This window comes from Lacinutrix sp. C3R15 (genome assembly GCF_018860825.1).
In the GTDB taxonomy this organism is placed as follows: domain Bacteria; phylum Bacteroidota; class Bacteroidia; order Flavobacteriales; family Flavobacteriaceae; genus Oceanihabitans.
Map to the genome: position 1 here is coordinate 12,067 of NZ_JAHKPZ010000031.1, position 18,016 is coordinate 30,082.

General features: G+C 30.3%; 18 protein-coding genes. 12 read left to right on the forward strand and 6 right to left on the reverse strand.

The features are described 5' to 3' along the window. Window positions 1-118 precede the first annotated feature (118 nt). From rsmD to KO494_RS11240, 3 genes are read right to left on the reverse strand one after another with little or no spacing between them, the layout of a single operon-like run. A complete protein-coding gene (rsmD, locus tag KO494_RS11230) occupies window positions 119-676 on the reverse strand; it encodes a 16S rRNA (guanine(966)-N(2))-methyltransferase RsmD (protein WP_215967707.1) in 558 nt (185 codons plus the stop codon). Next, window positions 676-1,494, reverse strand: coding sequence for a DUF3822 family protein (locus KO494_RS11235; protein WP_215967708.1), 819 nt, complete (start codon window positions 1,492-1,494; stop codon window positions 676-678). The genes rsmD and KO494_RS11235 overlap by 1 nt, the downstream gene beginning before the upstream one ends. Then, window positions 1,478-2,215 (reverse strand): hypothetical protein, encoded by a 738-nt coding sequence (locus KO494_RS11240; RefSeq protein ID WP_252730373.1) that lies wholly within the window; start codon window positions 2,213-2,215, stop codon window positions 1,478-1,480. Before KO494_RS11240 ends, KO494_RS11235 begins: the two co-directional genes overlap by 17 nt. Window positions 2,216-2,340: 125 nt before the next feature. On the opposite strand from KO494_RS11240, the gene KO494_RS11245 reads away from it, so the two are divergent. The 12 genes from KO494_RS11245 to KO494_RS11300 all read left to right on the forward strand — a co-directional run bounded on the left by KO494_RS11245 (window position 2,341) and on the right by KO494_RS11300 (window position 14,264). Continuing rightward, complete coding sequence (locus tag KO494_RS11245) at window positions 2,341-3,771, forward strand: ATP-dependent RecD-like DNA helicase (RefSeq protein WP_215967709.1); 1,431 nt, start codon at window positions 2,341-2,343, stop codon at window positions 3,769-3,771. 36 nt (window positions 3,772-3,807) lie between these two features. Further along, window positions 3,808-4,374 carry a DUF4126 domain-containing protein gene (locus KO494_RS11250; RefSeq protein ID WP_215967710.1) on the forward strand — a complete coding sequence of 189 codons (567 nt, stop codon included), beginning with the start codon at window positions 3,808-3,810 and terminating at the stop codon, window positions 4,372-4,374. Window positions 4,375-4,420: 46 nt separating this feature from the next. Beyond that, window positions 4,421-5,149: a 3-deoxy-manno-octulosonate cytidylyltransferase gene (gene kdsB, locus KO494_RS11255; protein ID WP_252730374.1), complete on the forward strand. Its 729-nt coding sequence runs from the start codon at window positions 4,421-4,423 to the stop codon at window positions 5,147-5,149. A gap of 35 nt (window positions 5,150-5,184) precedes the next feature. Further along, window positions 5,185-5,886 (forward strand): HAD family hydrolase, encoded by a 702-nt coding sequence (locus KO494_RS11260; RefSeq protein WP_215967711.1) that lies wholly within the window; start codon window positions 5,185-5,187, stop codon window positions 5,884-5,886. A gap of 3 nt (window positions 5,887-5,889) precedes the next feature. Further along, window positions 5,890-6,507 (forward strand): CatA-like O-acetyltransferase, encoded by a 618-nt coding sequence (locus KO494_RS11265; RefSeq protein WP_215967712.1) that lies wholly within the window; start codon window positions 5,890-5,892, stop codon window positions 6,505-6,507. A 46-nt stretch (window positions 6,508-6,553) separates the two neighbouring features. After that, on the forward strand, window positions 6,554-7,636 hold the full coding sequence (locus KO494_RS11270) for an iron-containing alcohol dehydrogenase family protein (protein ID WP_252730375.1): 1,083 nt from the start codon (window positions 6,554-6,556) through the stop codon (window positions 7,634-7,636). A gap of 52 nt (window positions 7,637-7,688) precedes the next feature. After that, window positions 7,689-8,198, forward strand: coding sequence for a 1-acyl-sn-glycerol-3-phosphate acyltransferase (locus tag KO494_RS11275; protein ID WP_252730376.1), 510 nt, complete (start codon window positions 7,689-7,691; stop codon window positions 8,196-8,198). 279 nt (window positions 8,199-8,477) lie between these two features. Further along, a complete protein-coding gene (locus tag KO494_RS11280; protein ID WP_215967714.1) occupies window positions 8,478-11,534 on the forward strand; it encodes a phasin family protein in 3,057 nt (1,018 codons plus the stop codon). Then, the gene (locus tag KO494_RS11285; RefSeq protein ID WP_215967715.1) at window positions 11,512-12,459 is read left to right on the forward strand and encodes a C25 family cysteine peptidase; all 948 of its coding nucleotides are present in this window, start codon (window positions 11,512-11,514) and stop codon (window positions 12,457-12,459) included. The genes KO494_RS11280 and KO494_RS11285 overlap by 23 nt, the downstream gene beginning before the upstream one ends. Next, window positions 12,456-12,692 (forward strand): acyl carrier protein, encoded by a 237-nt coding sequence (locus tag KO494_RS11290; protein WP_215967716.1) that lies wholly within the window; start codon window positions 12,456-12,458, stop codon window positions 12,690-12,692. The genes KO494_RS11285 and KO494_RS11290 overlap by 4 nt, the downstream gene beginning before the upstream one ends. Beyond that, a complete protein-coding gene (locus KO494_RS11295) occupies window positions 12,679-13,827 on the forward strand; it encodes a beta-ketoacyl-[acyl-carrier-protein] synthase family protein (protein WP_215967717.1) in 1,149 nt (382 codons plus the stop codon). Before KO494_RS11290 ends, KO494_RS11295 begins: the two co-directional genes overlap by 14 nt. Beyond that, window positions 13,818-14,264, forward strand: a complete 447-nt coding sequence (locus KO494_RS11300; RefSeq protein ID WP_215967718.1) for a hypothetical protein — start codon at window positions 13,818-13,820, stop codon at window positions 14,262-14,264. Before KO494_RS11295 ends, KO494_RS11300 begins: the two co-directional genes overlap by 10 nt. Window positions 14,265-14,518: 254 nt before the next feature. Here the strand turns inward: KO494_RS11300 and KO494_RS11305 are convergent, their stop codons facing one another. The 3 genes from KO494_RS11305 to KO494_RS11315 form a co-directional block, all read right to left on the reverse strand. Further along, window positions 14,519-16,009, reverse strand: coding sequence for a carboxypeptidase-like regulatory domain-containing protein (locus KO494_RS11305; protein WP_215967719.1), 1,491 nt, complete (start codon window positions 16,007-16,009; stop codon window positions 14,519-14,521). A gap of 167 nt (window positions 16,010-16,176) precedes the next feature. Then, window positions 16,177-16,899: a YebC/PmpR family DNA-binding transcriptional regulator gene (locus tag KO494_RS11310; RefSeq protein WP_215967720.1), complete on the reverse strand. Its 723-nt coding sequence runs from the start codon at window positions 16,897-16,899 to the stop codon at window positions 16,177-16,179. A 77-nt stretch (window positions 16,900-16,976) separates the two neighbouring features. Beyond that, a complete protein-coding gene (locus KO494_RS11315) occupies window positions 16,977-18,014 on the reverse strand; it encodes a hypothetical protein (RefSeq protein ID WP_215967721.1) in 1,038 nt (345 codons plus the stop codon). Between the last annotated feature and the right edge of the window lie 2 nt (window positions 18,015-18,016).

Genomic DNA, 18,016 nt, shown 5'->3' on the forward strand with positions numbered 1-18,016 from the left:
TAATTAATAGCTTATTAATAAAATTGAATACTCCTAAATTAGTGAAAAAAAACGTGAAAAAACAATAAGTCACTGGTAATCAGTGTTTTTACGTGAGAAAATAAATGCAGAATATTAACTATTCTGTTTCATCATTATTAGATATTTCAAAAAAACTAAACATATTTCCACCATAACCTTTAGAATGGGAGTAGTTAGGTAAATGAGAAAGATCTGTATGTTTAGAGTGCTCGACTATAAGTAAACCTTCTTCTTCTAATAAGTTATTTTGAAAAATTAATTCTGGAATTTTAGAAAATTCTTCAATAGAAAAATCATAAGGAGGATCTGCAAATATAATGGTATGTGGAGTAGTGGTTTTCTCTAAATATTTAAATACATCACTTTTTATAGTTTGTATTGGCATATTAAAGGATGCTGCAGTTTCGTTTATAAACTTAATACAACCAAAATTAGCGTCTACACTTGTAATATCACTGGTTCCTCTAGAAGCAAACTCATAGCTTATGTTTCCGCTTCCGCTAAATAAATCTAGAACAGAAATATCATCAAAATAATACTGATTATTTAAAATATTAAATAAAGATTCTTTGGCCATATCTGTAGTTGGCCTTATGGGTAATTTTTTTGGTGCAGTTATTCTTCTGCCTTTATAGGTACCTGAAATTATTCGCATTAAAAGCTATGCTTTAAAATATAATTATAATGTATTATCTCTTCTTCTTCGGTTATGTAATTGGTATTGGGTTTACCAAATTGTACATGTCTTATGTACTTAAATACTATATTATAAAGTGCATCATCTTCTACAATATCACCTAAAAGTAAAAGTTTTAATGTTTCTACATTTAGTTGTAATTGCTCTGCAGTAAATAAGATATAGTATATAAAATCTTCTTTAGTAATATACGTAAAAGTATTGTAAAGTATTAATTCCCCTTTATAGGTTACTACTATTTCAAAGTGATTTTTATTTACATGCACATACATTTTTTGATCCTGTGCATCTTTTTCTGCCAGAAGTATTTCTTCTATTAAAATGGTAGAATAGTGCTTGTATGCAAATGTGCCAAACTTGTCATATAAATAATTATTAATATTTATATAAGGTACATATACATTAATACTGTTATTTATTGCAATTTCATCATGTGCAATATAATCGGTTTGCAGAATTTTAGAATTAAATTTTAAGTAATCTGCAATGGCATCTTCATTAAATAAAGACTTTGGTATAAGTGTAGAAAGCTCATTTATATAAATTACATGAATGGTATTAAAATGGCCTTGAAATTCTGGAATGGTATCAAATATTGTTTTTAAATCGTGTAATACTTGATAAGGGGTTTGCTTTTGTGTAAAAGCAAAATGTTTGCAGCAGCTAATTATATTTGTATTTGATTTTAAAATACAAAAAGAAAGTCCATTCAAACTTATTTGAATGGACAATTCTTGGTTAGTTAGTGTTTTTTTTTGTTTACTCGCTATCGCCATAAGTTTTTGGCCAGTTACCACTAGTATTTACTTCGTTTAAAGATCCAACTCTAATTGCATCTCCATTAACACCATCTACAGAAACGGTTTCGTTTTCTTGTGCTAATAAGTCTTTATTTTGATCTGCTAAGATTACATTTTTAGATAGTTTAGCTTCAAAAACAGGAATTTTAGTTTCTCCTTCTTCTCCTAATAAGCCAGATTTCATTTCTATTTTTGCTCCTTCAATACTTGGTATATTCATCATAGATTTATATCTATCTGAATTTTTAAATAATGAATCTTTTACAGAAACATATCCTAAAGTATCTATAACCGTAATATCTTTCATGGTTTCAACACCACCAAAAAGTTTTGTTTTTTCTTCGTCTAAAACAGTTTCTACTCTACGTTGTGTAATTGTAAATTTAGCAGTATCAATAAATTTAATTAAATTATCAAAGTTAGGTGCAAAAGTTCCTGTTACTTGTCTGTGCGCTAATTGTGCATCTCTTACGTCAACCATTTTTTCAATAACAGCAGCGTAACGTTTTTGTTTTACTTTATTAAACTTAATAGGTTCATAAATAGAATTAAAAGTTTGATAACCTAAAAAGGCTATTAAAGCCCAAAGTGCTATCATTATAACAGGTCTTAATTTAGTTGGTATAAACTTATCTATAAGCCAAACCAACCCAATTGTTAAAAGTATTACTGCAACTGCAATTAATATTAAATTCATAGTATGATTAATTAATTTTTAATAAAGGTCTTTCGCAAATCTACAATTTTTTTTTAATCGTTAAAACCAAAGTGCATAAAAATCATTACTATATTTGATGAAATTTTATTCGATAGACCAAATTAATGAACGCATCTCAATTTTATTCCCTTATAAAACAGCAGTTTCCATTTAAACCAACGCCAAAACAAGATATTGTTTTATTGCAACTTTCTGAGTTTATTTTTTCAAAATCACCAAATGCGTTATATTTATTAAAAGGATATGCAGGAACAGGAAAAACCACCATTATTGGTACTATTGTTACGCATTTATGGAAAGCTAAAAAAAGCGCAGTGCTAATGGCACCAACGGGTCGTGCGGCAAAAGTAATCTCTAATTATGCTAAAAAGGAAGCCTTTACTATTCATAAAAAAATATACTTTCCTAAAAAAAATAAAGGAGGTGGAGTAAACTTTGTTTTACAACCAAATAAGCATAAAAACACCATTTTTATCGTTGATGAAGCTTCTATGATTTCAGATACTGCTAGTGATTCTAAACTTTATGAAAATGGTTCTTTATTAGATGATTTAATGCGTTATGTATATTCTGGGCATCAATGTAAACTATTATTAATAGGTGATACAGCACAATTACCTCCTGTAAAATTAGATATAAGTCCTGCTCTTGATGAAAACACTTTAAGTTTAAGTTATGATAAAGACGTTATTAAAATGGAGCTGGATGAAGTAGTACGTCAAGAACAAGATTCTGGTATTCTAGAAAATGCAACCATTTTACGTGAAGCTCTTTCTAGTGCTTTTGTAGAAACCTTTAAGTTTGAACTAAAATCCTTTAAAGATATTATTCGTCTTGTAGATGGTTATGAAATTATGGATGCTATTAATGATTCTTATAGTAACCTTGGTAATGAAGAAACAGCCATTATTGTTAGAAGCAACAAACGAGCAAACCTATATAACCAACAAATTAGAGAGCGTATTTTATTTAATGAAAACGAACTTTCTGCAGGTGATTATTTAATGGTAGTAAAAAATAATTATTATTGGCTTAAGCCTACAACCGAAGCTGGTTTTATAGCAAATGGAGATATTATTGAAATATTAGAAATATTCTCTATTCAAGAATTATATGGTTTTCGCTTTGCCGAAGTAAAAATACGAATGGTAGATTACCCAAAAATGAAACCTTTTGAAACCGTCTTACTTTTAGATACCATTACAGCAGAAACACCTTCTTTAGCTTATGAAGACTCTAACCGATTGTACCAAGAAGTGCAAAAAGATTTTGAAGATGAAACCAGTAACTATAAAAAGTTTTTAAAAATAAAACAGAATAAACACTTTAACGCTTTACAGGTAAAATTCTCTTATGCTATAACTTGCCATAAGTCACAAGGTGGACAATGGAATACCGTTTTTGTAGAACAGCCATACTTACCTAACGGTATTGATACAGATTATTTACGTTGGTTGTATACCGCAATTACTAGAGCTAAAGAAAAATTGTATCTTATCGGTTTTAAAGATGAGTTTTTTCAGGAAGCGTATTAAACCAGCTAGAAACAAACAACCAAAACAATAAAGTATATGACTACAGAAGCTGTTTTAAGTATATTTTTAGGCGTAGGACTTGCAGCATCTGTAGGTTTTAGAGTTTTTGTACCATTATTTGCATTAAGCTTAGCAGCACATTTTAATGTTTGGGAACTTAATGCATCTTGGCAATGGATTGGTAGTTTAGCAGCAGTACTAACCCTTGGTATTGCTACTGTAGTAGAGATTTTTGCGTATTATATTCCGTTAGTAGACAATCTATTAGATACTATAGCTGTGCCATTAGCAGCTATAGCAGGAACTGCAGTTATGGTTTCAACAGTTGCAGATTTAAGTCCTGTAATAACCTGGGCATTAGCTATAATAGCAGGAGGTGGTACAGCAGCAGCAGTTGCAGGAACCTCAAGTGTTACAAGGTTAGCATCTACAACTACAACAGCTGGAGTTGCAAATCCTGTAATTTCTACTTTAGAAACAGGTACTGCTATTACAATGTCTATTATTTCTTTAGTCCTTCCTGTTTTAGCCATAATACTTGTTATCATTATTCTCTTTATAATTTATAGGCTTTATAAAAAGTTTAAATCTACTAAGGCATAAAATCTATTTTAAATGTTATATTTTTGTATCAATATTATTATTGAATATGAAAATAATTTCCATGATTCCTGCACGTTATAGTGCATCTCGTTTTCCAGGTAAGCTTATGCAAGACCTAAATGGCAAAACGGTTATTCTTCGTACTTATGAAGCTACAAAGGCAACCAATTTATTTGATGATGTTTTTGTAGTAACAGATAGCGAAATCATTTTTAAAGAAATTACTAGTCATGGCGGAAAAGCAATCATGAGCATAAAAGAACATGAATGTGGTAGTGATAGAATTGCTGAAGCTGTTGAAAATTTAGATATTGATATTGTTGTAAATGTACAAGGTGATGAACCTTTTACAGAAGTAGCTTCGTTAAAAAAACTAATAGATGTTTTTAAAAAGGATACAGGCAAACAAGTAGATTTAGCTTCCTTAATGGTACATATTACAGACCAAGAAGAAATAAAAAATCCAAACACAGTAAAGGTAATTGTAGATCAAAATAACTTTGCTTTATACTTTTCACGTAGCCCAATTCCGTATCCAAGAGCAACAGATGTAGGAGCAAAATACTACAAACATAAAGGTGTTTATGCTTTTAGAAAAGAAGCATTACTAGATTTTTACAGATTGCCAATGCTACCATTAGAAGCTTCAGAAAAAATTGAATGCATTCGCTATTTAGAATATGGTAAACGTATAAAAATGGTAGAAACCAATGTGCAAGGAGTAGAAATAGATACACCTGAAGATTTAGAAAGAGCTAAAAAACTTTGGAAGTAATAGAAATTTCATTGTAAATGAAAAATTTAAAATAATTGAATAAAGAATACCAAAATATAAAAGTAATTGGCTTTGATGCAGACGATACACTTTGGGTAAACGAAACCTATTTTCGAGACGCAGAGTTAGAATTTGCAAAGCTTTTAGCAGGTTTTGAAACGGCTAATAAAGTAGATCAAGAACTCTTTAAAATGGAAATGAAGAATTTACCTTTGTATGGCTACGGAGTTAAAGGATTTGTTTTATCAATGGTAGAAATGGCTTTAGAATTATCTAACTACACCATTTCTAATAAAACGATAGAACAGATTTTAAACATAGGTAAACAGATGCTTAATGAGCCTGTAGAATTATTAGATGGCGTAGAAGAAACTTTAGAGGCATTATCTAAAAAATATAAACTAATTGTTGCTACAAAAGGCGATTTATTAGACCAAGAAAGAAAGTTAGAAAAGTCAGGATTACTAGATTATTTTCATCATATAGAAGTATTAAGTGATAAAAAAGAAGAAAATTATTCTAAATTATTAAACCATTTAGATATAAATCCTTCAGAATTTTTAATGGTAGGTAATTCTTTAAAATCAGATATATTACCATTAATAAATATTAAAGCACATGCTGTACATGTTCCTTTTCATACCACTTGGGCTCACGAACAAGTAACTGAAAAAGAAACCAATGGTAAAGCATATAAAACCGTAAAAAGTTTAAAAGAAGTTTTAGATCTATTATAGAATTTGAAAAAGATTAATTTAAAAACATGGAATAGAGCAGAGCAGTTTCAGCATTTTAATAAAATGTTTGATCCTTATTTTGGGGTTACTATTCCGTTTGATGTTACCAAGGCATATCAATTTTCTAAGGAGAATGAAATCAGTTTCTTTGGTAAATATTTACATGCTTGTATGCAAGCCATGAACAGTGTAGATAATTTAAAATATCGCATTATTGACAATGAAGTAGTGGCTTATGATATTATTCATGCATCTGCTACCATTATGCGAAAAGATAAAACCTTCGGATTTTCATTCATCCATTTTGATGAGAATTTAGATGTGTTTTTAAAGAATTTAGAATCTGAAAAATCAAGAATTGAATCCTCAACTAATTTGTTTCCAGAAAGAAATGGATTAGATTGCATACATTGTTCCGCATTACCTTGGTTAAATTTTTCAGGACATAAAGAACCGTTTTTCGGAGAAAAAGATTCTGTACCCAAAATTGCATTTAGTAAAGTAATTAGAGAAAATAAAAAGTTAAGCATGAATGTAGCAATCACTGTGAATCATACATTGGTAGATGGCTATCATGTTGGTTTATTTTCTGAAAAATTTCAATATTTTTTAAATCAGTAGGAATTAAAACAATAGTATTTCTATTTTTGTTAAACAATTATAATAAATGAGTTATAAAAATTACCCAATGGTGTCCAGAGTAGTTTATGGACGTGGAAGTTTTAATCAGTTAAATGATATTCTATCGCCTAAACGTAAAAACGTAAAAGCACCATTTATATTTTTAGTAGACGACGTATTTAAAGGTAAATCTTGGTTAACCTCTAGAATACCGCTGTCTTATGATGATAAATTATTGTACATCTCTGCAGAAGAAGAACCAAAAACATCACAAGTAGATGCATTGGTAGAGCAAATTATTCTTGACTATAAAGAAACGCCATCTGGTATTATAGGTATTGGTGGTGGTACGCTTTTAGATTTAGCAAAAGCTGTTGCTTTAATGCTTACAAATAAAGGAGAAGCTAAAGATTATCAAGGCTGGGACTTAATTAAAAATCCAGCAATTTACCATGTTGGTATACCTACAATTTCTGGAACAGGTGCAGAAGTATCTAGAACTACTATTTTAACAGGTCCTGTTAGAAAATTAGGAATAAATAGTGATTATACTCCATTTGATCAAGTTATATTAGATCCAGAATTAACTAAAGACGTACCAAAAGACCAGTGGTTTTATACAGGTATGGATTGTTTTGTACATTGTATAGAGTCTTTAAACGGAACCTATTTAAATGCATTTAGCCAAAGTTATGGTGAAAAAGCATTAGAGCTTTGTAAAGAAATTTTTCTTGAAGACACCTTAACAGAAAAAGAAGCTGCAGATAAATTAATGATGGCTTCTTGGCATGGAGGTATGAGTATAGCTTACTCTCAAGTAGGTGTTGCACACGCTATGAGTTATGGTTTAGGCTATTTGCTAGGCGTAAAACATGGTGTTGGTAACTGTATTGTTTTTGAACATCTTGAAGAATACTATCCAGAAGGTGTAGCAATGTATAAAGCTATGCGTAAAAAGCATGATATTAAAATTCCGCAAGGTATTTGTGCAGACTTAAGTGATAAAGAATTTGATATCATGATAGATGTTGCTTTAAGTTTAGAGCCTCTTTGGGAAAATGCTATTGGTAAAAACTGGAAAAAAACAATTACAAGAGATAAGCTTAAAGCTTTATATTTAAAAATGTAATTCCGTTTCTAATATGCTAACTATTATATACAAGTTTATATATTTTAAAATAATGAAATGGAAACTCATTGGCGAGTTTCCAAAAGATTTAAAAAAATATATTATTATAGCAGTACCACATACTAGTTGGCATGATTTTTATATTGGTTTGCTTATTCGAAGAATTACAAATACAAAAATTAATTTTTTAGGAAAAAAAGAGCTATTCTTATGGCCTTTTGGTTACTATTTTAGAGCAGTAGGAGGTACTGCTTTAGACAGAACTCCTGGTCAAAACAAAGTAGAAGCCATAGCCAAACTTTTTGAAACTAAAGAAGAATTACGATTAACATTAGCTCCAGAAGGTACTCGTAAAAAAGTATCTGAATGGAAAACAGGTTTTTATCATATTGCAAAAGCAGCAAACGTACCAATTGTTATGGTAACTTTTGATTTTGCCAATAAACAAAACAAAATTTCAAAACCCTTTTATCCTACAGATAATATAGAAGCAGATTTTGATTTTATGTATGCCTTTTTTAAAGGTGTAAAAGGCAAAATTCCTGAAAAATCTTTTAAATAAGCAGCTATTTTATTTATTCTTTTCTATTTAAATAGTGTAATTATTTCTTATTACATTTCTTCAAATTAACAGTAAATATTTCTGGTTTTACAAAGGTATTCCATTTTGTAAAACCTAAACAGCTTTTAATTGTTTGATTATTAGCTAATTATGTTTGTTTTTAATTTTGGTTTTATTACATTTGTAATCTTCCTAATACTAATGACTACTAGTATTTCCTAAAATACTACATATACTGATATTTCTTTTAGTGGCATTAATTTTTAAAACCATAAACCAATGGGAAAGAAAAAAACCACATCAAAAAAATCTGCTCCAGTAAAAAAGACAGTTTCTAAAAAACTATCTAAAGCAGAATTACAAAAGAAAGTTGAAACTCGAAAAAAAGAGCTTAGTAAAACCAAGTTTGTTACTGGTAAAAATTCCATTTTAACAGCACTTGAATCTGCTTCTTTTAGAAGTAAAAAATCCATTACAGATGCTGTAAAAAAGTGTAAGTACAAAGCAGTAGAACTTGCTCCAGCAGTAAGAATGATGTTTAAAGAAAGCGAAAACAAAGCAGTAAAACTATCAGAATCTTATGCAAAAACTATTAAAGAGCCAAAAGAGCACAGAGAGTTTTTTCAGGGTGTAGCACAAATGGATAAAAAAGAAAGACGTGCAGTAATTAAAGGCTACAGAAATGCAAACCAAGGTAGAGGTGTTGTACATGCTATGAGCCAATTACCAAGGCAACAATGCAGAACATTAATGCAAGATTTTGTATTTGATGATAAAGGTAAAAAAGATAAACAAGGTGTTAATGAAGTAATGGTATGGCTTCGAGATGCAGGAGCGCAAATGCGAAAAATTGAAGGTCATACTCCTGTTTTTCCAGATGGTGAAACAGACGATGCTGTTGTAGAGTTTTTTGAAGATGTTGCAGATGCAATTTCAGATGCAGTTACTGCAATTGTAGACGGAATTACAGAGTTTTTTACAGATTTAGCTGAAGCTATTGCAGATGTGATAAATTGGGTGGTTGAAGAAATAGCAAGTTTAGCCAGAGCTTTAGTAGAGGCAGGAAAACAAATTTGGGAAATCTTAAAAGCTGCAGCAGAATACACTTTTTCTGTGGTTAAAAAGTTTGTAGAAGCCATTCAGCTTATTGGAAAAACATTTATTGAAATTATGGAAGATGTTTTTGCTTTTGCTAAAGAAATAATAGAAGCTGTAATAAAAGCCATTGATCAATTAGGTGAAGTTTTTGCAGATTTATTAAAATGGCTCGCTACAAAAACCTACGAGTTTATAAAAGCTGGTGTTGAAGCTTTAATTAGTATTGGTAAAACCATTGGTAACATCTTAAATCAAGCACTTCAATTTGGTATAACACTTATTAGAAATACCGTTAGAGTACTCCTAGAAATAGGCGAAACTATAGGTTCTATACTAGTTACTTTAGTAACACGTCCTAGAGATTTACTAAACGAAGTTGTAAGAGCTTTTACCGAATTAGGAAACACTTTAGCAGACATTATTCAAGAAACAGTAGATGCTGCTGCAGACTTTGTAAAAGAGGTGGTTAGAGCTGCTGCTGCTATTGGTACGGCATTGGTAGAGTTTACAGATTTTGTAATTACTACCACAAAAGAATTGGCTACAAAAATTGTTGATGGTTTACTTGCTGCTGGTAGAACCTTATTAGAATTGGTGCAAACCATAGCAACTAAAAGTATTGCTGCTATTAAAAAAATTGTAGAAGCGGCTTTTGAGCTTGGTAAATCTATGGTAAACATTTTAAAAGATGTGTTTGAACTCACTGTAGACTTATTAAAAGAAACCATAAAAGCAATGTTAGAAATTGGTAGACAAATTGTAGAGTTTACTAAAGCCATGATAGAGTTTACCTATAAAAGTGCAGCAAGACTTATTGAGGCTGCTCTTGCAGCAGGAGCAACTATTGCAGAAATATTAGAATCTGTTATTGAAGAAACTTATTTTGTGTTTAGAAAAATAGTAAACGGCATCTTACAAGCATTAGGTCCTGTTGGTGATGTTTTTGAATGGTTAATAGAAAGAGGGGAAGATTTAGCATCAGAGTTATGGAGGCAAACCGTTCTGGCAATTCGATTTGTAAAAGAATCTATAACAGAAATTATGGATTGGGCTTTAGAGCAAGTTGATGCTATTTTTGATACAATTTTAGAACTTGTAGAAGACATAGGAAGCCGAATTTCAGAAGTTATTGATTGGGCAATTGCTGTAGGTGATGCTGCATTAGAGTTTTTAGGTGAAGCTACAGAAAGAATAGGTAATTCTATAGGTTATGTTCTTAATTATCTAGAAAATGATTTTATTCCAGGAATTAGAAAATTTGTTGAAGGTGCATTAAAAGCTGCTTCAGCATTAGCAGGTTTAATTGCTTGGGTTGCTAATAAAACCTTTGAAATCATGAAAGAAGTGGTTTTAGGAGCCTTAGCCGCAGGAATTATATTAGCTACTTTATTAACCGAAATCATGTTACATCCAGACCAAGCTTTAGATAATTTTATTGCTGCTGCAAGAGATATAGGTAATACTATACAAGATATTTATACAGCAGTTCAAGATACAGGAGAAGAGTTTTTAGAAGAAGTAACGCAAACACTTCGTGAGATAGGAGAATCTGTAGAAGAAATGCTTGAAGCTGTATTTGAAGTAGGTGCAGGAATGCTAGGAGCAACAATCTCTGTGTTATTCGAAATGCTTGGTACATATAGAAATTTAACAGCAGAAGAAATAGCAGATGGCCAATTTGTTTTTGGTGATGCTATTGATTGGAATAATACATTTATTGCAAAAGAAGGTCCATTAAACGATATTGTTTTTGGTATTCAAGATTTCTTTACCGGAAATCCAGATTCACGTGCATTTGTAACAGGTAATTTAATCAACTTTGATGTAGATGATAACTTTAGCAGAGGTACATTAATTCATGAATTAACCCACGTTTGGCAAAACCAAAATGTTGGTCCTGTATATTTAGCACATGCTATTGGAGCACAAATAGGTTCTGGTTATAACTATGGATATAATGAAGGTGTAGCAGATGTAACTATAACTATTCCTAATGCTTTTTATACTCCTGTAGGTACACCTCCTTCAAGAAATATGAGTAATGTTTCTGAAGGTTTTTGGACAGGAGAGGGAGGAGAGACTGTTTTAGAAAATGCTGCTTCTTTTAGTGATTTTAATGGCGAGCAGCAAGGTCAGGTTTTAATGCAATATTTTGTTAGAGCTCGTTTATTAGGTCAAACAGGAACAGATATTAATAGATTTCAACCCTTTGTAGATGAAGTTAAAACAGCAGCATAAAACAATATTAATTGTAAAACCAAAGTTTTCTTCCGATATCCACTCGGAAGAAAACTTTCTCTTGCTTAAAAACAGTTACCAAAAACATTGTATTGATGTACAGGTTATAGAGTATGATGTACTTCCTGAGTATACTAAAATTCAGAGTCAAGTAAAAAATCAAGACGCTGTTTTATTAATTGGTGATGCAAAATGTTATCCAAAAAATGCATTAAAATACCCATTTATTAAAACTATTGAAAATAAGAAAATACCTATTTCTTGGCTTCCTTTTAGAAATAGTAAAGATTTACTAACCTTTACTAAAACAGTATATCAAGTACATAGCAGAAAACAAGATCATTGTGCTATAGCACTATTATCACAAAGGCATCCTAGATTTACTAGAATTGTTGATAGAATGGCAACTATTTTAAAAACACCTAATGTATTACCATACAAATGGAGTAGTGATTTGCTGTTAAGAGAAAACATGATTGAAGGTCTTGAAAATGGGCTCGGATTAGCTACTTATTTTGGGCATGGAAGACCTATTGGTTGGGTAGGTTATTATGGTTTACGTTCGCATCATTTTGATACGGAAAACGCAAAACCTATTGGAGCATTACTTTCATTATGTTGTAAAACAGCTAGCAGAAAAAATACTTCAGTTTCCTTTTGTGAGCAATTGGTTTTAGATGGAAAAACAGCTGTTGCGTTTGGTGCTGTTGATAGTACGTTGCATACAGATAATACAAGATGGTCTGTTGGTATTACCAAAGCATTATTAAATGGAGCTAGTACTATTGCAGAATTAATAATAGAGGCTAGCCCTAAAAACGTATCGGCATATACACATTATAGGTTAATTGGTGATCCTTTAGCTCCAATTTATTCTTCTAATGAAGCCGCATTATTTGCTAATAACGTAAAAATATATCCATGAAAAACACAATAATAAATACTATTTTATTGCATTTTAAAGATGTAAAACCCAAGCTTAAAATAGCGTCTAATGATGCTCATTTTAAACAGGAATTAGGTGTAGATTCTTTAGATATGGCAGAGTTTATAGCTAGAATTGAACAAGAATATAGAATTGAAATTCCAGATGCAGATTGGCCACAAATAGCTACTGTAAATTTACTGGCAGAATATATACGTAATGCAGGTAACTAATAAAATAGCAGTTACTGGATTAGGTGTAGTTTGTGCAATAGCTAATACTATAAATGATTTTTGGAACGCTTTACAAACAGAAAATTCTAGCATTAAAAATTGGGATGATTTAAAACATGCAGATTTTAAATATATACATGCTTGCCGCGTAACAGATTTTGAATGTGATCCCTTGCATCGAGGGTTTCATTTTTCTGTTGCAGCCATAGAACAAGCTATAACACAGGCTAATTGCAAATCTACCCAAAAATGGGGATTATTTTTAGGAACTACTATGGGAGAGAGTGCTGCTTTTGAAGCTATGGCAGAAAAAAGGCAAACCTTAAATCCTGAAGAATATACGGGTTTTGGTATTTGTAAACGTTTGGTCAAAAAATATCCTAAAATAAAGATATTTCAATGTTTTGCTACAGCTTGCGCTGCTGGTAATTATGCGTTAAAAGCAGGAATAGAAGCATTACAAAAAGATGAAGTTTCTATTGCTATAGTTGGAGGAGTAGATCCTTTTTCAAGAATTGCTATGACAGGTTTTAGTAGAAGCAGAGCCATGAGTGCTTCAGGAATTTGTAAACCTTTTGATGTACATAGAGATGGTATGGTTTTAGGAGAAGGAGCAGGTTTTCTTGTACTTGAAAAAGTACAAAACGCAACCCAAAGAAATGCTAATATTCTTGCTGTTTTAGAAGATTGTGCTTTGTCTTGTGATGCTTATCATCCTACTGCTCCAAAACCAGATTCTTCTGGTATTATAGATTGCTTTACGCAACTATTAAATAAAAATAATTTAAATCCTACTGAAATAGATTGGATTTCTGCTCATGGAACAGGAACTAAACTTTCTGACCAATCGGAAGCACAAGCAATAGCAAAAGTGTTTACAACACATAAACCTTATGTTTCTAGTATAAAACCCAAAATAGGGCATACATTAGGTGCAGCAACAGCTATTGAAGCTATTGTTTCTGTATTATCTATACAACACCAAACCATTCCGCATACCATAAATTATAAAGACGCAGAGTTTGATATTCTTATTCCGAAAAAACCTGTTTTAACAAAAGTAAATAAGGTTTTAAATTGTGGTTATGCCTTTGGAGGTTTAAACTCTATAACACTATTTTCATCATGGAATTAAAATGGAATACATTTGAAACCATAGGTGATTCTGAAGCAGATATAGCAGCACAGTTTGTTACTTTTATTAAAGCTAAAAAGAATTTAAAGTTTTATAAAAACCAATCTGCTGTGTATTTTATTTCTACTAATGCAGGAAACTTTTCATCTATAGCATTTTGGGAAAATGCTTTAAAACATAGCCCCAGATTTGCTAATCCAGGTATTTTTCCTTGGACACTAGCAAATGCTACGTCTGGTTATATTGCTAGGCAATTTGGTATTACAGGACCTAATTATACCATTATTGAACCTTGTTTAAATAGAGAACAGTTAATTTCTAATTACAAAACAGATAAATTAAAGTACCAACTTAAAAATGCAATTTGTGTACAATGGGAAATAAAAGTTGTAAAGAACCTACTTTCTGTACTGGCAAAATGGACTATTTTGCAATAAGAATTTAAAAATTACAAAATACTGTTACCTGTAAGGAAGTTAAAATAATTAATGTTCACTTTGATTTTTTTAATACTACTAAACAGACTTTTATAGCATATCTTTTTTTGTATTGCCATTTGTTTTTGGCATCATTTTTGAAATTATAATTGGTGTAGCAACTAATGAAACATAAAGTAAACTTTAAGTCCCTAAAAAGAAACATTAGCTTCTACTTACAAAAGCTACTTTAATGGTAATTAAAGTAGCTTTTTTTAATTCACTTCTGGTTCTACTTTAAAGTTTTTCATATCGTTTAAAGGTTCTAAAACATTATAGTCTGCCCAAATAGCAGCATCATAGGTTTTAGGGTTTTCATAATCTATTTTAGTTTTTTCTGTAAAGCCATTATAATCATTAGCCTGTATCTCTTTTTTAGAAAGAATTAAAAGTTCAGATTTTCCTTTAAAAGTTCCTTCAATTTTAAAGTTAAAAGCTACTTTATTTCTAGAATTATCATTTTCTATAAATTTAATAGGTCTGTTAACATAAAAATATCTATCTATTTGTTTGTTTATATAACTTGGGTAGTAATAATTATCTGAAGCTTTTTTATAAACTACAATACCTTTTTGGTTTTTTTCAATGTACTTAATACCAAACAAAAGTCTTAAATTTAGTTTATCACCAACTCTGTTTTCATAAAAGGTATAGTCTGCTCTAATTACTGCAAAAGTTTCATTAGATACATACATGGTTCCTGTGTATAAGGCAGAAGATCTTTTAGGTTTAAAATCTATAATATAAACCATTTCATTGTCTAAAAAAGTAACATCTTTAAGTGTGTATTTGTATTTATTAGTATTTTTTACAAAGTCTAAACTAGCATCTGGATTTGCAAAATTACTATTGCTAATTAGGTTAAAACTTTCGTTTTTAGCATGCCGTAATGTATTAATAGTATCTTGTCTTTTTTTTATTTCTTCTTTATTTAATGAGGCAGAATCTGTTACTTTAAAAAAACCAGATTTAACAGTATACACCTTGTCTTTATCTAGATGTTTCATAACTATTTCTTGTCCGCGTTCTGCAAGACTTTCCATAGATTGATTGTTTTTTTCATCACGTAAACTAATAGCTTTTTCAACTTCAAGTTTTGCTTTTTCTTTATTTAGTACCTTTAAGTTACCAACAAAATCTGTGTATTGTTTTGATTTGTTATTTACTAAAGAAGTTTCTAATTTATCAAAATCATCATTAAAAGCTTGTAGTTGTTTTCTTTTAAAACCAGTAGATTTTTTAATTTCAAAATCGGCATTATCCCCAATAATATAATCGGTTTTTCTACTAAATATTTTAAATTCAGTTAAATCTAATCTGTAATTGTTTTTAATATTACTTTTAGTATAGTACATTATAGAGTCTACAGATAAAGCGGTATGGTTTAAAAACACTTCAGAAAGTTCATTTATTTTTTCGGATAAAACATATTCTTTAGAAGTGAAATTTTTAAGTAAAAATGCGTTTTTTTCAAAACCTAAACAGGAAATAGTTACAGAATCTGTTTCTTTAAAACCTTTGGTGTCTATTGAAAAATTACCTTCTTCATTAGAGATTACTCCATATTCATCACCAATTTGAATGGTTGCAAAAGGCACAGTTTCATTGCTGTTAGAAGTTATGGTACCAGAGATAATTTGGGCTTGCGTAGTTTGATTATAAAAAGTGCTAATAGAGATAAAAAATAGAAGGTATTTAAATTTCATAGACGTACTTTTTATTAAAACGTTTTATTGCATATAATGTTACAAAAAAAAACCTAAACAATTTGTTTAGGTTTTATTAAATTACAATAATATTTTGCTTGTTAGCATTATACAGGTTTTGTAACTAGCTACAAAATAGCTTGTTGTGTATTTTGTTGTAATTTTTTTTACTCTTCTGTTGATTCTTCCATTGTATGATATACGTTTTGCACATCATCATTTTCTTCAAGTTTTTCTAGAAGTTTTTCTACATCTGCAGCTTCTTCTGCGGTAAGTTTTTTGGTTACTTGAGGTATACGTTCAAAACCAGAAGATAAGATTTCAATTCCTCTAGATTCTAATTCTGCTTGTATAGCACCAAAACTTTCAAAAGGAGCGTAGATTAAAATTCCGTCATCATCTGCAAAAACTTCTTCTGCACCAAAATCAATAAATTCTAATTCTAATTCTTCAGGATCTAATCCTTCGGCATTAATTCTAAAATTACAAGTATGGTCAAACATAAATACAACAGAACCTGAAGTACCTAAACTTCCATCACATTTATTAAAATAACTTCTTACATCTGCAACAGTACGAGTATTGTTATCTGTAGCAGTTTCTACTAAAACAGCAATACCATGAGGTGCATAACCTTCAAAAATAACTTCTTTATAATCACCTTGACTTTTATCGCTTGCGCGTTTTATAGCGCGCTCTACGTTGTCTTTAGGCATGTTTACAGACTTTGCGTTTTGAATAACTGCTCTTAAACGCGAATTACTATCAGGATCTGGACCTCCTTCTTTAACTGCCATTACAATGTCTTTACCAATACGTGTAAAGGCTTTGCTCATTGCAGACCAACGTTTCATTTTACGTGCTTTTCTAAATTCGAAAGCTCTTCCCATTTTAATATTATTTTTTGGTTTCCGCGAAAGCGAAAAATTTAATTAATTATTTAGTTGTACAAATTTAAAAAAAAAGCTTAATCCTTAGGAATGTGCTTGTCTAAAAATTTATCTTTAGTAATATCTAATGCATTAAATGCTTTTTGTCGATTGTTATTTAACTCTGTATTTACTTTATTATAGTTTTTTATAGCTTTATTTATCTGCTTTACTTTTTCGTTATAATCGTCAATTTGCTTTTTAGTACGTTTTTTTTCTGGTGTTTTTTCTAAGGTATTACTAATCGTTTCCATATCGTCGTTTAATACTAAAAAATCTAATTGTTGTGGCATTTTATTATCTGCCTCATCAATAAAGAAATTAAAAATTTCTTTTGTAGCATTTACAATAGAAGCATCATTTTTATACAATGTAGCATTTTCAAGAATGGTAAGACCTTCTTTTGCAGATTGACTTAAGGCATTTGTGTTTTGTTGAATGGCACTAATATCATTTTTTTCTAATGCTTCCATTAAATAAATTTCATTAATGTATACTTTAAAAAAGATAAGATACAATGCGTTATAATGATTAAAAACTTCACCAGAAATTTTCATTTTTTTACTTAAATCAGAATCACTTTCAATAATATTGATATCGTGTTTTTTAGCAAAAGCATAAAAGTTGCTTTCGTATTCTGCCTGAGCTTGCTCCATTTTTTCATCTGCCAGTTCCTGAGCAAGAATGTATGCTTCCATTAAATCGTAAGATTGCTCTGCAATAGCTTTCATATCTAAAATTTCGGCATAATCATTATTTAAAATATTTTTATTAAAGGTTAAATGTTTTAGTACTTGGTTTTTATATTCGTCACCATCATAACCTTCTGCTTTTTGTACTTTAAGAAACGCTCTTTCTACAGATTTTAATAACACTTTACGTTTGCTAGCAATATTTTTATCGTTTTTACTATGGGCAATTGCTTTTGTGTATTTCCAATTGTTTTTTGCTATAACTTCTAGTTCATCTCCTACAAATGTTAAGTAATCAGAAGGGTTGTCAAATTTTTGTGCTGTAGTATTAAGTGTTGAAAAACATAAAAGAATGACAATAAAAATTTTAGTAAAGTTGTTCATAA

What these genes read in the sequence shown, in the direction of transcription:
- KO494_RS11285 (WP_215967715.1), top strand. Translation starts at nt 11,512, where the DNA reads ATGAAGTTAAAACAGCAGCATAAAACAATATTAATTGTAAAACCAAAG.
- KO494_RS11295 (WP_215967717.1), top strand. Translation starts at nt 12,679, where the DNA reads ATGCAGGTAACTAATAAAATAGCAGTTACTGGATTAGGTGTAGTTTGT.
- KO494_RS11315 (WP_215967721.1), bottom strand. Translation starts at nt 18,014, where the DNA reads ATGAACAACTTTACTAAAATTTTTATTGTCATTCTTTTATGTTTTTCA.
- KO494_RS11300 (WP_215967718.1), top strand. Translation starts at nt 13,818, where the DNA reads ATGGAATTAAAATGGAATACATTTGAAACCATAGGTGATTCTGAAGCA.
- KO494_RS11240 (WP_252730373.1), bottom strand. Translation starts at nt 2,215, where the DNA reads ATGAATTTAATATTAATTGCAGTTGCAGTAATACTTTTAACAATTGGG.
- KO494_RS11310 (WP_215967720.1), bottom strand. Translation starts at nt 16,899, where the DNA reads ATGGGAAGAGCTTTCGAATTTAGAAAAGCACGTAAAATGAAACGTTGG.
- kdsB (WP_252730374.1), top strand. Translation starts at nt 4,421, where the DNA reads ATGAAAATAATTTCCATGATTCCTGCACGTTATAGTGCATCTCGTTTT.
- KO494_RS11305 (WP_215967719.1), bottom strand. Translation starts at nt 16,009, where the DNA reads ATGAAATTTAAATACCTTCTATTTTTTATCTCTATTAGCACTTTTTAT.
- KO494_RS11250 (WP_215967710.1), top strand. Translation starts at nt 3,808, where the DNA reads ATGACTACAGAAGCTGTTTTAAGTATATTTTTAGGCGTAGGACTTGCA.
- KO494_RS11270 (WP_252730375.1), top strand. Translation starts at nt 6,554, where the DNA reads ATGAGTTATAAAAATTACCCAATGGTGTCCAGAGTAGTTTATGGACGT.
- KO494_RS11235 (WP_215967708.1), bottom strand. Translation starts at nt 1,494, where the DNA reads ATGGCGATAGCGAGTAAACAAAAAAAAACACTAACTAACCAAGAATTG.
- KO494_RS11280 (WP_215967714.1), top strand. Translation starts at nt 8,478, where the DNA reads ATGGGAAAGAAAAAAACCACATCAAAAAAATCTGCTCCAGTAAAAAAG.
- KO494_RS11290 (WP_215967716.1), top strand. Translation starts at nt 12,456, where the DNA reads ATGAAAAACACAATAATAAATACTATTTTATTGCATTTTAAAGATGTA.
- KO494_RS11275 (WP_252730376.1), top strand. Translation starts at nt 7,689, where the DNA reads ATGAAATGGAAACTCATTGGCGAGTTTCCAAAAGATTTAAAAAAATAT.
- KO494_RS11245 (WP_215967709.1), top strand. Translation starts at nt 2,341, where the DNA reads ATGAACGCATCTCAATTTTATTCCCTTATAAAACAGCAGTTTCCATTT.
- rsmD (WP_215967707.1), bottom strand. Translation starts at nt 676, where the DNA reads ATGCGAATAATTTCAGGTACCTATAAAGGCAGAAGAATAACTGCACCA.